Below are 14,605 nucleotides of genomic sequence, written 5' to 3'. Positions count from 1 at the left end.
CGTTATCTGGGATGGATATGAAATTTAATCAGTGATATTAGATATCGATATTCGCTGCTTTCAGGGCATTTTCTTCAATAAATGCACGACGAGGTTCAACCGCATCCCCCATCAGGGTTGTGAATAGCAGGTCAGTTGCAATTGCATCTTTCACGGTTACACGCATCATACGACGCGTTTCTGGGTTCATAGTTGTTTCCCACAACTGCTCTGGGTTCATTTCCCCCAGACCTTTATAACGTTGGATGGAAAGACCACGGCGCGACTCTTTGGTCAGCCATTCCAGAGCCTGTTCAAAGCTGCTTACCGCCTGACGACGCTCACCACGTTCGATATATGCATCTTCTTCGATCAAGTTTGCGAGCAATTCACCCAGTTTGGTGATGCGGCGGTATTCGCCGCCGTGGATGAAATCGAAATCCAGACTGTAGTTAGTATCAACACCATGTGTACGAATGCACAGAACTGGCTCGAAAACTTGGCGTTCACGATTTTCATGGATGTGATAGCTGTAAGTGCTGCCATGCTGTTCTTTATCATTCAGGCGAATAGCCAGCGCGCTTACCCACTCTTCCACTTTTGTCTGATCATTCAGTGCATCTTCGGTCAATTTAGGATGGTAAATCAGACTGTTCAGCAGAGCCAGCGGATACAGGCGCTCCATGCGGCGGATGATTTTCTGGGTTGTGTTGAACTCAGTCACCAGATTTTCCAATGCTTCACCTTTCAGCCCCGGAGCATGCGGGTTGGTGTACAACGCTGCGCCATCCAATGCGATGGACATCTGGTACGCTTCCATTGCATCGTCATCTTTGATGTATTGCTCTTGTTTGCCTTTCTTCACTTTGTACAGTGGTGGCTGAGCGATATAAACATAGCCACGCTCAATGATTTCCGGCATCTGGCGATAGAAGAAGGTCAGCAGCAGGGTACGGATGTGAGAACCATCAACATCGGCATCGGTCATGATAATGATGCTGTGATAACGCAGCTTGTCCGGATTGTACTCATCACGGCCAATACCGCAGCCCAACGCTGTGATCAAAGTTGCGACTTCCTGTGAAGAGAGCATTTTATCAAAGCGCGCTTTCTCAACGTTCAGGATTTTACCTTTCAATGGCAGGATAGCCTGATTCTTACGGTTGCGTCCCTGTTTTGCTGAACCGCCCGCAGAGTCACCCTCCACCAAGTAGAGTTCGGACAGGGCAGGATCGCGCTCCTGGCAGTCAGCCAGTTTGCCCGGCAATCCAGCCAGATCCAGCGCACCTTTACGGCGGGTCATTTCACGGGCTTTACGTGCTGCTTCGCGGGCGCGGGCTGCATCAATGATTTTGCCGACGACGGTTTTGGCATCGTTCGGGTTTTCCAGCAGGTATTCCACCAATTTCTCATTCATCAGAGTTTCAACTGCGGTCTTCACTTCGGAAGAAACCAGCTTATCTTTGGTCTGGGAAGAGAATTTAGGATCAGGTACTTTAACGGAAATTACTGCAATCAGGCCTTCACGGGCATCATCACCAGTGGCGCTGACTTTAGATTTTTTGTTGTAGCCCTCTTTATCCATATAGCTATTGAGGGTACGGGTCATCGCGGTACGGAAACCAACTAAATGGGTTCCCCCATCGCGCTGAGGAATGTTGTTGGTGAAGCAGTAAATGTTTTCCTGAAAACCATCATTCCATTGCATGGAAATTTCAACGCCAATACCGTCCTTTTCTGTAGAGAAATAAAAGACATTTGGGTGAATTGGGTTTTTATTACGGCTCAGGAACTCAACAAACGCTTTGATGCCTCCTTTATAGTGGAAGAGATCTTCTGCATTTGTACGTTTGTCGACTAAACGAATCGAAACACCAGAGTTCAGGAATGATAATTCACGCAGGCGTTTTGCCAGAATATCATATTCGAATTCAGTGTTAATCTTGAACGTATCCATACTTGGCCAGAAACGGACAGTGGTTCCTGTATGTTCGGTATCGCCAACGATGTTCAGCGGAGACTGTGGAACACCATGGTGGTAGGTCTGTTCGTGGACTTTTCCGTCACGACGGATAGTCAGTTCCAGTTTTTCCGATAAGGCGTTAACAACAGAAACCCCTACGCCATGCAGACCGCCGGAAACTTTATAGGAGTTGTCATCGAATTTACCCCCCGCATGCAGCACGGTCATGATAACTTCTGCTGCTGAAACACCTTCTTCTTCGTGTATGCCGGTAGGAATACCGCGGCCATCATCCTGCACAGAAACCGAGTTATCTGCATGGATCGTGACAACTATCTTGTCACAATGACCTGCGAGGGCTTCGTCGATAGCGTTGTCAACAACCTCGAAGACCATGTGGTGCAGGCCAGTACCATCATCGGTATCACCGATATACATGCCTGGACGTTTACGGACGGCATCCAGCCCTTTTAATACCTTGATACTTGAGGAGTCATATGTATTCGACATCAACGTTTCTCGCTCATCTTAATCCTGTGGTTGAACCTCGATTTTGCCATGTTCTACGCGAAACATCCTGCTATTTACATCAATCATGTCTGTAACTTGCCCCGGTGTAATTGCACTGACAAACACTTGGGCTTGCGTAGATTTTAGACGCTCGGCTAATAGCTGACGACGGCCGGCATCCAGTTCTGAGGCAAAATCATCAAGCAGATACAGGCATTTTTGCCCGCTCTGTCGGGTGAAATATTCACCCTGTGCTAACCTCAACGCGCACATCAGTAGCTTTAACTGACCACGGGACAGCATATCTTCTACTGGCGTACTGTCCGCCCTGATCCGCAGATCGGCTTTATGCGGGCCGGAAGCCGTGTAGGTTAGCGATCTGTCGCGCTCAAATTGCCGCGCGAGCAGTTCCACATATTCACTCTCTTTGTCCCAGCCTTGTTGGAAGCTGACGCTGAGTGTGAATTCAGGTAAAAATTGTTTGCAGGTTTTTTCTATATCCTCGGAAATTCCTGCAATATACTCAGCCCGCCATTGACTGATTTCGGTTGCCAGCGGAGCAAGTTCCCGATCCCAATGCTGGATTTGGCTGTAGCGGGTGACTTGTCGCAATGCCGCATTCCGCTGTTTGAGCAGCCTTTTAAGATTGGCCCAAGCAGTAAAAAAACGTGGTTCATTGTGAAAACATCCCCAATCAATAAAAGCCCGACGATATTTTGGGCCACCATTTAGTAAAGTAAAACCTTCTGGCGTAATGAGTTGCATGGGCAGCATTTTCGCCAATTCAGCAATTTTATGCCCATCACTGCCATCTATCCTGACCTTGCTATCGCCTTGACGGTTTTTGCTTAAGCCCACCGACAAAATACGTTCATGGGATTGCTGATTAATTCGCCCATGAAGAATGAACTCTTCGCAGTCATGGCGAATGACTCTTCCCGCCTGAATACTGCGAAAAGCACGACCATGACCCAATGTATAAATGGCTTCCAGTATACTTGTTTTGCCGCTACCGTTTGGCCCAACCAGAAAATTAAAACCGGTTGCCAATGACAGATCAGCATCCGCGATATTACGGAAATCGCGGATCAGCAAACGCGAGAGAATCATATTTATGAGTTAATTCTGTTATAGGCGCATTCTTTACAGACGCATCGGCATCACGACATAAGTCGCAGCTTGACTGGCTGAATTCTCAATTTTTACGCTGGATGTGGCATCCGTTAGCAGGAGACTCACTTGCTCGCATTTTAATGCGTTTAGAACATCCAATACATAGCTGACATTGAAGCCAATTTCCATTTCAGTGCCCTGATAACTGACATCAACGATCTCTTCTGCTTCTTCTTGCTCCGGATTATTGGCGGTAATTCTAAGTTGGTTTTCACTTAAATAGATGCGAACGCCACGGAATTTTTCGTTGGATAAAATCGCTGCCCGTGAAAATGCCTGCTTAAGCATGTCACAATTGGCTTCCAACGTTTTATCAGGATTTTTTGGCAGTACGTGGCGATAGTCAGGAAAACGGCCATCAACCAACTTCGATGTGAAGATAAAATCACCAACATGGGCACGGATGTTGTTGCTGCCAATCTGTAGTTGTAGTGGGTTGTCTCCGCCATCCAGCAGGCGCATTAATTCAATGACCCCTTTGCGAGGTACGATCACTGAATGGGACGGCAGATTTTGTCCGATGCTCATGGAGCAAACCGCCAAACGATGGCCATCAGTGGCTACGGTACGCAGTTCTTCGCCTTCCGTTTCAAACAACATACCATTCAAGTAATAGCGAACATCCTGATGCGCCATGGAAAATTGAGTGGATTCAATCAGACGTTTCAGTGTGGCCTGAGGCAGAGAAAATTCGACTTCGCTCTGCCAGTCATCAAGATTGGGAAAATCTGAAGCGGGCAAGGTCGAGAGCGAAAAGCGGCTGCGACCAGAACGGACGAGAATGCGATCGCCGTCCAGTTCTACGCTGATTTTCGCTCCGTCAGGCAACCCGCGCCAGATATCAAAGAATTTACGTGCGGGGACAGTGGTTGCACCTTGTTCATGTGGCTGGGCAAGTGTAACCCGAGCCTTCATTTCCATTTCCAAATCGGTGCCTGTCAGCAACAGAGAACCTGTTGTGACCTGTAATAATAAGTTACCTAAAATGGGCAGAGTAGGGCGGCCGCTCAAAGGGCTGCTCACCTGCTGCAAAGGTTTTAATAATTGCTCACGTTCAATGATGAATTTCATAGCGCTAGGAAGATAATGTTCTGATTAAGTTAGAAAAATCTTCTTTGATGTCATGACTCTCTTCACGCAATTGTTCGATTTTTCGACAAGCATGAAGTACAGTTGTATGGTCACGTCCACCAAAGGCATCCCCGATTTCAGGCAAGCTGTGATTTGTCAGCTCTTTTGCCAGCGCCATTGCCATTTGTCTCGGACGGGCAACGGAGCGTGAGCGGCGCTTCGAAAGCAGATCCGCAACCTTGATTTTGTAATATTCAGCTACAGTTTTCTGAATATTATCAATGGTTACCAGCTTTTCCTGTAGAGCCAATAAGTCACGTAATGCTTCGCGTACAAAATCAATAGTAATCGCACGGCCTGTAAAATTGGCGTTGGCGATGACCCGATTCAAAGCGCCTTCGAGTTCACGAACGTTAGATCGCAGGCGTTTGGCAATAAAGAAAGCCACTTCTCCCGGTAACTGGATTTGATTCTCGTCAGCTTTCTTCATCAGAATGGCAACGCGAGTCTCCAGCTCCGGTGGTTCGATAGCAACGGTTAATCCCCAGCCAAAACGGGATTTTAACCGATCTTCGACGCCATTGATCTCTTTCGGATAGCGGTCTGATGTTAGAATAATTTGTTGATTACCTTCTAACAGGGCATTGAACGTATGAAAGAATTCTTCTTGGGATCGCTCTTTATTTGCAAAAAACTGAATATCATCGATCAGTAGGGCATCCACTGAGCGATAATAACGTTTGAATTCTTCTATCGCATTGTTTTGCAATGCTTTTACCATATCCTGAACGAAACGTTCAGAGTGCATGTAAACCACTTTTGCATTGGACTTGCGTGCCATAATGCTGTTGCCGACAGCATGCAAAAGGTGGGTTTTGCCCAATCCGGTTCCGCCATAGAGGAACAGGGGATTATATGCGCCTCCCGGATTATCTGCTACTTGTCTGGCAGCAGCTCTGGCGAGTTGGTTGGATTTACCTTCAACAAAGTTATCGAATGTATGCTTGGGATTAACATTGGAACGATAAGATAACTCTGGCTGGGTTTTTGGATTGTCCCAACTTGGGCGTACTGATGAACTGGACGGCACAGCAGCCACCGGCATATCGGCAATGATTTTCTGAGCTGCAGACTGGTTTGGTGAAACAGGCTTATTCCCTACTTCAAAACGCAGTAACGGTACTTCAGGACCACAGAAATCATTTAATAACAAATTGATATTATTAATATATTTCTCTCTTACCCAATCCAGCACAAAACGGTTGGGGGCATAGAGAGCCAAAGTGTTATCACTCAGTTCTGCCTGAAGGGGTCGTATCCACATACTGAATTCTGTGGCAGGTAACTCATCCTGCAATCGGGCAAGACATTGCTGCCAAAGCGAAAGTGACACGGCGAACTCCCTTAAAACAAGACCAATAAAAGAAACCGAAATAAAAGATACGTTATGCTGGGCACAAGGTGTAATTCCTCAATGGCGAGGAGGTAGCATGTACTTTGTGGCGATTTTTAACATCATCGCTCCCCAACGATCCACATATGAGAGAGGTCGGGATCGTGGCCAACGATCATAACGCAAAAGACGACATAGATCCTCATTCTTTTACACAGCTTTGACGCTTTTTATCCACAGGGAGATCACCACGCTTTGGCACTTGCAGAATATAAAGGCCCGCAAAAGATACTGTAGTGGAATCATGGCATATAGCAAACTTCATTTAGTTATCGTTTAAAATTCAACGTGAAAACAACGCAATGATCACTCATTTTAGATGCAATGATCTGTGTATGATCCTTGCGCTTTATTGCACAGTCCGTATAATCTTGCACCCTACGTGTTATACCAACGATTTTTTCCGGCTTATGTCTGGTGAGGATTTGGGGTAAGCACTTCGGGTAGCAAAAAGTCTGACCGAACGTCTGATTGAAATAGAAAATCCGACAGGAAGTCGGTTAGGCTTGTGTCATCTTGGATTGACTCAGGGTAGTACATTTTATTACAATCCTGCCTCTTTCTATATATTGATGTTGCGACTGAGGCATTGGTGTCTACTTATTTCTCACTGGTCGCCAACGCATTTGCTGAATCAGTAACAAATTTTAAGCTAGGTAGAAATCGCTATGAAACGCACTTTTCAACCGTCCGTACTGAAGCGTAACCGTTCTCACGGCTTCCGCGCTCGTATGGCCACTAAAAATGGTCGTCAAGTTCTGGCCCGCCGTCGTGCAAAAGGCCGTGCTCGTTTGACCGTTTCTAAGTAATAAAGCTAACCATACCAAGTGGTTAAGCTCGCTTTTCCGAGGGAGTTACGTTTGTTAACTCCCGAGCATTTCACGTATGTTTTCCAGCAGCCACAACGGGCAAGCTCTGCAGAGATAACTGTTCTCGGGCGCTTGAATGAGCTGGGGCATCCCCGCATCGGTCTAACCGTCGCCAAAAAAAATGTTAAACGCGCCCATGAGCGAAATCGTATTAAGCGACTGGCTCGTGAAAGTTTTCGTTTAAACCAGCATAAATTGCCTTCAATGGATTTTGTGATTTTGGTGAGAAAAGGGGTTGCTGAGCTTGATAACCGTGAGCTGACGGAAGCTTTGGGCAAATTATGGCGTCGTCACTGTCGCTTGGCTCGCGCCTCCTGATTGCTTTGATCAGAGGCTACCAGTTAGTGATTAGTCCACTGCTGGGGCCTCGTTGTCGTTTCAATCCTACCTGTTCCCACTATGGCATAGAGGCATTGCGCAGGTTTGGAATGATAAAAGGCGGCTGGTTAACAGTGAAGCGCGTATTAAAATGCCATCCTTTACACGAAGGTGGTGATGATCCTGTCCCACCTAAAAAAAACGACGATAACAGAGAACATTAACGATGGATTCGCAACGCAATCTTCTTCTCATCGCCTTGCTGTTTGTTTCGTTCTTGGTCTGGCAGGCGTGGGAAAATGACAAAAACCCACAACCAACGGCCCAGATCACGCAGCAAGCAAATACTACGCTGAGTAGCGAAGCAAGCAGTGGGCAAGGTAAACTGGTCACCGTGAAAACGGATGTGCTTTCATTGCATATCAATACCCGTGGCGGTGATATCGAGGAGGCTGATCTGCTGGCCTATCCAGATACTCTGGGCTCCAAAACACCGTTCAAACTGCTGGAAACAACCCCTGAGTTCACTTATCAGGCTCAAAGTGGATTAACTGGTACCAATGGTCCAGATAAGCAAGCTGAACGTCCGCTTTATCATGCCGCCCAAAATAGCTTTGTTTTGGCTGATGGTCAGGATGAATTACGTATTCCGATGACTTATACCGCCCCGGATGGCGTGGTTTATGTCAAGACCTTCGTTTTAAAACGTGGTGGCTATGCAGTTTCTGTTGATTACAGCATCAATAACGTCACTGACAAACCATTGCAGATGGCGTTTTTCGGTCAGTTGAAACAGAGCATTGATTTGCCAAAACATCGTGATAATGGCAGCAGCAACTTTGCTCTGCATACTTATCGTGGTGCGGCTTACTCTTCTGATAACATAAAATACGAAAAGTACAAATTTGGTGATATTGAAAGCAAAGCGCTTTCCGTATCCACAAAAGGTGGCTGGGTAGCGATGCTCCAGCAATATTTCGCTACTGCTTGGGTTCCGGGAGAAAGCAAAACCAGTACTTTCTATTCCATTGACCTGAAAGACCAAAAAATGGCGATCATCGGGTACAAGGGTGAAAACATCAATATCGCGCCGAAGAGCCAGCAGAATATTTCTTCTACTCTGTGGGTAGGCCCTGAAATTCAGGACAAAATGGCGGCAGTTGCACCACATCTGGATCTGACCGTAGATTACGGTTGGTTGTGGTTCATTTCCCAGCCATTGTTCAAGCTACTGAAATTCCTGCATGAATTCATCGGTAACTGGGGCTTCTCCATTATTGCGATCACCTTTATCGTGCGCGGTATCATGTATCCGCTGACTAAGGCGCAATACACGTCAATGGCGAAAATGCGTCTGTTGCAGCCGAAAATCACGGCGATGCGTGAGCGTTTTGGTGATGATCGCCAGCGCATGAGCCAAGAAATGATGGCGTTGTACAAAACTGAGAAAGTAAACCCGCTGGGCGGCTGCTTGCCTCTGTTGATTCAGATGCCAATCTTCCTTGCGTTGTACTACATGCTAATGGGTTCTGTTGAGTTGCGCCATGCACCGTTCATTGGTTGGATTAAGGATTTGTCTGCACAAGATCCTTACTACATCCTGCCATTGCTGATGGGTGTGACCATGTTTGTTATCCAGAAACTGTCACCAACTACCGTGACTGACCCAATGCAGCAGAAGATCATGACCTACATGCCTGTCGTGTTCACAGTCTTCTTCTTGTGGTTCCCATCTGGTCTGGTTCTGTACTACATCGTCAGTAACTTGGTTACCATTATCCAGCAGCAGGTTATTTTCCGCAGTCTGGAGAAACGCGGTTTGCATACCCGCGAAAAAAAGTAACGCTTTTTAAAAGCTAGTTTTTAAGATATTCGTTTTAAAATTAAGGTACGAGTTTTAAATTATAAGTAGAAGGCGGTCATTGACCGCCTTTATTATTGCAGTTTATATACCCAATAGATTTTAGTTTACAGTCAATAAAGCAGCTATTTGCTTGAAGATAACGGATATAGGTCAAAAGAGAGAATTTCATGAATACCACCGATACAATAGTCGCTCAGGCTACTCCTCCGGGACGAGGCGGTGTAGGCATTCTGCGTATTTCTGGCCGTAAGGCGGCGGAAGTCGCTCAGGTGGTATTGGGGAAACTCCCAAAACCCCGTTATGCTGATTACCTGCCCTTCCGTGATGTAGATGGTTCTGTGCTTGATCAGGGAATTGCACTTTACTTTCCTGGCCCTAACTCATTTACGGGAGAAGATGTACTGGAGCTTCAAGGGCACGGTGGGCCAGTTATTCTGGATTTGTTGTTAAAACGTATTCTGGCTATTTCCGGCGTGCGCATTGCGAATCCGGGGGAGTTTTCTGAACGTGCTTTCTTAAATGATAAACTCGATTTGGCACAAGCAGAAGCTATTGCAGATTTGATCGATGCCAGTTCAGAACAAGCGGCACGCTCCGCGATGAACTCCCTGCAAGGAACGTTCTCCAACCAAGTTCATCAAATGGTAGAAGCGCTGACTAACTTGCGGATCTACGTTGAAGCAGCGATTGATTTTCCTGATGAAGAGATTGATTTTCTTTCCGATGGCAAAATAGAAGCCAGTCTGGATGAAGTGATCGCAGAACTGGATCAGGTGCGTTCACAGGCGCGTCAGGGCAGCTTGTTGCGCGAAGGTATGAAAGTCGTGATTGCAGGGCGTCCGAATGCGGGTAAATCCAGCCTGCTTAATGCACTGGCAGGACGTGAAGCAGCGATTGTGACTGATATTGCAGGTACAACACGTGATGTTTTGCGCGAACACATTCATATCGATGGAATGCCGCTGCATGTGATTGATACGGCGGGATTGCGTGAAGCCAGTGATGAAGTGGAACGTATCGGCATTGAGCGGGCATGGCAGGAAATCGAACAGGCTGATCGGGTGCTGTTTATGGTGGACAGTACGACTACGGATGCTATTGAGCCAGCACAAATCTGGCCTGAATTTATGACTAAGCTGCCTGAATATCTGCCTATTACGGTCATTCGTAATAAGACAGATATGACCGGGGAAGAAACGGGTGTTGCAGAAATCAACGGTTATACATTAATTCGCCTCTCTGCCCGTGATGGGAAAGGTGTTGATTCGCTGCGCGACCACCTAAAAGAGACAATCGGTTTCAACAGTAATACTGAAGGTGGTTTCCTTGCCCGTCGTCGTCATTTGCAGGCATTGAATACGGCGGCAGAACATTTGCAGGAAGGCCATCAGCAACTGGTCTTTGCCCGTTCAGGAGAATTGCTGGCAGAAGAACTGCGTCTGGCACAGCAAACATTGAGTGAAATCACCGGCGAATTTACTTCCGATGATTTGTTGGGGCGGATTTTTTCGAGTTTTTGTATTGGTAAGTGAAAAACTGGTGTTATCTCGTTTTATCCAACATAAAATCGAGTTCCAGTGTGACCACTGACGCCATATCTGCTGGCTTGGGGCCAACAGATATGGCGCGATTGATGGCATCGAGTGCGGCATTATCCAATGTAGAGTTGCCTGAAGAATTAATCACTTTGGTAGCGGTTAATGTACCGTCATCCAGCAGGGTAAAGTTAACGATGACTGAGCCTTCCTGTTTCATCCTCTTTGCCTTGCGGGGATAGCGTTTATGGCGCTCAATTTCCTGCCGCAGCCTTGCGTGGTAATTATCCATCTCACTATTTCCCTGTCCCACCAAAGGCTGTGACGTTACAGCCCGGCTCATACTGCTTTCCGAATTAATCTGAGCGCTACCGCTGGTTACCTGCTCTGCATTATTGTTTTCTTGTACCTGCGGTGATGGGGTGGGTTTCTTTTCTGCTATCTCTTGCTGTTTTTCTCTCTGCTGCTTTTTACGTTTCTTTGGTTTGTTGATTTCCAGCGGTTTTGCCACTGTGTTTTCAGTTGGGATCGCTTTATCCAGCACAATTTCAGGTTTTATCGGTGATTCCGGTGCAGTTAAAAGCGGGGTTGGCGGCGAAACAGGTTCCGGCTTATTCTCCCACGATGAGGCGGCAACCATCGTAATCGATAGCCCCGTAGTAGAAGAATTGTTGTTGATATGATGGGCTGTGTCATCATATGAAGCATGTCGATTGAACAGCCATATCAGACTGATATGCAATAAAATGGCAATCAGGATACCAACCAGTAAGCCCTTTCTGGGCATCAATGGAGAATAAGTGGCTGGATTATCTAATATGGCTGTACTGGTCACACTATCCTCTAATAAAACAAGCCTCTAAAACTGGCTGGTCAAACTGAGTTTAAAGGTTCTGCCCGGTGCTGGCATCATCGAACGGGTCAGTGGATCGAGATAATAGCGATTAGTCAGGTTCGTGCCCGTCAGTTCTACCGATATGTCTGGCGTGATTTGATAGCTGATATAGGCATCAACGGTAAATACCGGGTTCCAGCGCATAGGGTTGTTAGACTGCCCTTTATAAACATCCGGTAAGGCATTCATCAGCCATTTTTCATCTTTGTTTTCTGCCTTGCTGTGGTAGAGCATCCGGCTGCCCAGCTCCAGTTTTTCATCAAGCAGACGTCCGCCGATGGTCAGATTGGCTGAGTATTTAGGCTGGATGGAGGTACGTAAAAAACCGCCGGGAAAACCACCATCAATACATTCTGGGATGCCATAGCGATTTTGAGAGTCCATTCTTAACACAGAGTTGTTGTCACACACTTTGTTTTTCATATTGTAGACCAACCCCATATCGGTGAAGAAACTGCCATTATCGTAACGTGCCTGTAATTCCAGACCGGCCAGTTTCTGTTTATCTAATTGGGAGAATTTATAGGTATTATCCCTATCAAATACATTTTCGATCACAGTATTGTAATAAGAGAGTTTGATATCGGCATGACGTTCAGCCTCAACCAATTGGCTGAAATCATAGACAAAGCCTACTTCGGCGGTTTTTGCGCGTTCAGGCTTGAACTGTTGGCCTCCGCGGTTAGTTTTGGCGCCTGAAAAACCGACCGTATCTTCAAAAATACTGGGCATTCTGACCGCTTCGGCATAACGGGTATAGATACGGAAATCGTCGGTGACATAAGCGGTAGCAGAGAAGGTCGGAGCCCAAACGTGATCCTTACGCTTTGACGGTGTTTCCCAGGGATCGTCAACATCAGGGCCGGCTATACCATCTGCATTAACGCTTGTGCCGTATTCATATTTATAGACTTCTTTACCGCTCATTGGGTCGATAACCTTTTCATTCATATCCAGTTGACCATTGAAATAGGGGTTATCGTTTTTATTGAGCTGGCCGTTGTTGGGAGCGTAATTCCAAGTGAATTCTTCCTTAGCCATATAGCGTTTTTGCCCACTACGTTCTGGTTTAAGGAATATGTCCTTGACTTTATTACGTACTTCTCTTTTTTCTTGCCTGCTGAGTTTGGAATAGTAGTCGTCATCCCACCGTTTCTTGAGATAATCAGCTTCTTCTGTTGTCAGTGTTCGCAAGTAACTCATTTTATGTCCAATGATTTCCTTCTGTTTTTCGTAACGTCCATCTCTTGCGGCGCGTCGTTCAGTGAGAAAATCATCTTTAGACCAATAGGAAACGCGTTTGGCTCCAGCGCTCAATGCCAGCCATGAAGTAGGACGCCAGTCAAAATTAAAGGCAAGATTGATTTCCTGACGTTGCCCTTTTCTAGCAGGTGACTGGAAGAAATACATATTATAGGGATTGTAGCCATCACTGGAGTTAAGGCGCTCACGTTGGAAATTCCCCATTAAAGTCAAATCCAGATTACGGGTGAGTTCAAATTTATTTGAGATATCCAGCCCCCAACGATTATTTTGAGAATTGGTGGCAGAGGTATTTATTAATGTTCCATCAATATTGGGGTTCCTGCCTTCGGTGCCTCGTTCCCATTGATAATCTCTGTCAATCGGGCTACGGGGATATCCACCTGCGGTGTTGGTGTTGCTCGTCGTGCGGGTTGTCCACAGATTCATGTCTAAATCGACATAGGGGTTATCGGTGGGATGCCATTTATAGGTCAAGTAGGTGGCTTGTTGGTGGGCATTGGCTAATGGCCATTGGGGAACCACATTATCTTTAGCAAGCACCATTGCCAGCCTGGAAGGCATAATATCACCGAACTCCATTCGCGTATTGCGAAAGCCCAGTTGTAGGGCTTGGTCATCGTTAAGGTGCCAAGTGTTTTTTATTAACACAGAACGCATTTCACTGGAAGTATTGGGAACTTCATTGCCGGAGCGATAAATACGGGCTGCAAATGGCAGATAAGGATCTAAACTGTTTAATGCGCCTGTCATGAGTTTTTCATCAGCGTCTGTGATTGGTTCATCATAACGATGAGCACCTCCCTTGCCGGCAAAATAGTTACCCTGACGGCGGTAAGCATAAGCCATCATCAAATCAAAATATTCCTGCCGTGTACCCACAGCGATGCGGAACGCATTATCTTTGAAGCCAAACAGCTTATTGTCTTTTGACGAATGTGGGGTGATTTTTAATGCAGGATCGGTTTCAACATCGTTTTGGATAAAGTCGGGAATATCACGGTAGTCCTGCCCCAGTGACAGGGAAGGCATACGTTCTCTCACGGAGTTGCTGCTGGTTTCCAGTTTGGTATTGATACCGAAGGTCTCTCCTTCTGACACGACATCATCAATGGTCAATGTTTTGATAGATACTGCACCGCCGATTGATCCTTTAACTCTGCGGTTCAGAGAGGGGCCTTTTTCGATTTCGATGCTACTGATCAGGTTTGGATCGATGTAGTTGCGGTTATTGGCTCCATGATAACCCCGTCCTACGGTAATCGCCTGTTCCGTACCATCAATCGTGACCGGAATGCGCCCCTGTCCCTGAATGCCACGGATATTGATATCCAACGCGCCACCATTGCGGGCATCGCCGCTGTATACGCCAACTGCGCCTTTAATTAAATCGGCAGGAGAAGTCCCCTTATAGCGTTCTATTTCTTTTTTGCCGATATAAATATTGGCGATATCTTTGTCATAGACCGCGTTATAACCCTCTTCATCTTTATCGCTTTTATCCGTGACATGAATTTTTCCCAGATCTGTCTTGCCGTTTGGGGTTGTGGCCGTCGGTTTGGATTCGGCAAACAGGGGCGGGGCGGCCAGTGAAAATGCCAGTGACAATGCAATTGTGATAGGGGTGAATTGTGTTTTAACTCGGTATGCCATTGATATCCCTCGCCTCAATTTATCGATTATCATCAAAAATAAAAAATCATCAGATTTTG

The 14,605-nt window shown here is 46.4% G+C and carries 11 protein-coding genes; 5 read left to right on the top strand and 6 right to left on the bottom strand.

The window, feature by feature from the left end:
- Positions 1-37: 37 nt before the first annotated feature.
- Genes gyrB through dnaA form a run of 4 tightly spaced genes read right to left on the bottom strand, consistent with a single transcriptional unit; the run spans position 38 to position 6,089 of the window.
- Positions 38-2,452: a DNA topoisomerase (ATP-hydrolyzing) subunit B gene (gene gyrB / locus BM135_RS07970; RefSeq protein WP_092519236.1), complete on the bottom strand. Its 2,415-nt coding sequence runs from the start codon at positions 2,450-2,452 to the stop codon at positions 38-40.
- An 18-nt stretch (positions 2,453-2,470) separates the two neighbouring features.
- On the bottom strand, positions 2,471-3,562 hold the full coding sequence (recF, locus tag BM135_RS07965) for a DNA replication/repair protein RecF (protein ID WP_092519235.1): 1,092 nt from the start codon (positions 3,560-3,562) through the stop codon (positions 2,471-2,473).
- A gap of 33 nt (positions 3,563-3,595) precedes the next feature.
- Positions 3,596-4,696, bottom strand: coding sequence for a DNA polymerase III subunit beta (dnaN, locus tag BM135_RS07960; protein ID WP_092519234.1), 1,101 nt, complete (start codon positions 4,694-4,696; stop codon positions 3,596-3,598).
- 4 nt (positions 4,697-4,700) lie between these two features.
- Positions 4,701-6,089: a chromosomal replication initiator protein DnaA gene (gene dnaA / locus BM135_RS07955; protein ID WP_092519233.1), complete on the bottom strand. Its 1,389-nt coding sequence runs from the start codon at positions 6,087-6,089 to the stop codon at positions 4,701-4,703.
- A 728-nt stretch (positions 6,090-6,817) separates the two neighbouring features.
- On the opposite strand from dnaA, the gene rpmH reads away from it, so the two are divergent.
- The 5 genes from rpmH to mnmE all read left to right on the top strand — a co-directional run bounded on the left by rpmH (position 6,818) and on the right by mnmE (position 10,732).
- Positions 6,818-6,958 (top strand): 50S ribosomal protein L34, encoded by a 141-nt coding sequence (gene rpmH, locus BM135_RS07950; RefSeq protein ID WP_000831330.1) that lies wholly within the window; start codon positions 6,818-6,820, stop codon positions 6,956-6,958.
- Positions 6,959-6,976: 18 nt separating this feature from the next.
- On the top strand, positions 6,977-7,336 hold the full coding sequence (gene rnpA / locus BM135_RS07945) for a ribonuclease P protein component (RefSeq protein WP_092519232.1): 360 nt from the start codon (positions 6,977-6,979) through the stop codon (positions 7,334-7,336).
- Complete coding sequence (gene yidD / locus BM135_RS07940; RefSeq protein ID WP_092519231.1) at positions 7,300-7,560, top strand: membrane protein insertion efficiency factor YidD; 261 nt, start codon at positions 7,300-7,302, stop codon at positions 7,558-7,560. Before rnpA ends, yidD begins: the two co-directional genes overlap by 37 nt.
- A 2-nt stretch (positions 7,561-7,562) precedes the next feature.
- Positions 7,563-9,179 (top strand): membrane protein insertase YidC, encoded by a 1,617-nt coding sequence (gene yidC / locus BM135_RS07935; RefSeq protein ID WP_092519230.1) that lies wholly within the window; start codon positions 7,563-7,565, stop codon positions 9,177-9,179.
- A gap of 188 nt (positions 9,180-9,367) precedes the next feature.
- Positions 9,368-10,732 carry a tRNA uridine-5-carboxymethylaminomethyl(34) synthesis GTPase MnmE gene (gene mnmE, locus BM135_RS07930; RefSeq protein ID WP_092519229.1) on the top strand — a complete coding sequence of 455 codons (1,365 nt, stop codon included), beginning with the start codon at positions 9,368-9,370 and terminating at the stop codon, positions 10,730-10,732.
- A gap of 10 nt (positions 10,733-10,742) precedes the next feature.
- On the opposite strand, the gene BM135_RS07925 is transcribed toward mnmE, so the two are convergent.
- Both BM135_RS07925 and BM135_RS07920 read right to left on the bottom strand, forming a co-directional pair.
- Positions 10,743-11,570: an energy transducer TonB gene (locus BM135_RS07925; protein WP_092519228.1), complete on the bottom strand. Its 828-nt coding sequence runs from the start codon at positions 11,568-11,570 to the stop codon at positions 10,743-10,745.
- A gap of 24 nt (positions 11,571-11,594) precedes the next feature.
- A complete protein-coding gene (locus BM135_RS07920; protein ID WP_092519227.1) occupies positions 11,595-14,546 on the bottom strand; it encodes a TonB-dependent receptor domain-containing protein in 2,952 nt (983 codons plus the stop codon).
- Positions 14,547-14,605: the final 59 nt, after the last annotated feature.

Source organism: Xenorhabdus japonica, assembly GCF_900115195.1.
Lineage (GTDB): Bacteria > Pseudomonadota > Gammaproteobacteria > Enterobacterales > Enterobacteriaceae > Xenorhabdus > Xenorhabdus japonica.
Note: the sequence above shows the minus strand (reverse complement) of the source record. Positions and strands in the feature narration are given on the sequence as shown.

What these genes read in the sequence shown, in the direction of transcription:
- gyrB (WP_092519236.1), bottom strand. Translation starts at nt 2,452, where the DNA reads ATGTCGAATACATATGACTCCTCAAGTATCAAGGTATTAAAAGGGCTG.
- recF (WP_092519235.1), bottom strand. Translation starts at nt 3,562, where the DNA reads ATGATTCTCTCGCGTTTGCTGATCCGCGATTTCCGTAATATCGCGGAT.
- dnaN (WP_092519234.1), bottom strand. Translation starts at nt 4,696, where the DNA reads ATGAAATTCATCATTGAACGTGAGCAATTATTAAAACCTTTGCAGCAG.
- rpmH (WP_000831330.1), top strand. Translation starts at nt 6,818, where the DNA reads ATGAAACGCACTTTTCAACCGTCCGTACTGAAGCGTAACCGTTCTCAC.
- yidD (WP_092519231.1), top strand. Translation starts at nt 7,300, where the DNA reads ATGGCGTCGTCACTGTCGCTTGGCTCGCGCCTCCTGATTGCTTTGATC.
- yidC (WP_092519230.1), top strand. Translation starts at nt 7,563, where the DNA reads ATGGATTCGCAACGCAATCTTCTTCTCATCGCCTTGCTGTTTGTTTCG.
- mnmE (WP_092519229.1), top strand. Translation starts at nt 9,368, where the DNA reads ATGAATACCACCGATACAATAGTCGCTCAGGCTACTCCTCCGGGACGA.
- BM135_RS07920 (WP_092519227.1), bottom strand. Translation starts at nt 14,546, where the DNA reads ATGGCATACCGAGTTAAAACACAATTCACCCCTATCACAATTGCATTG.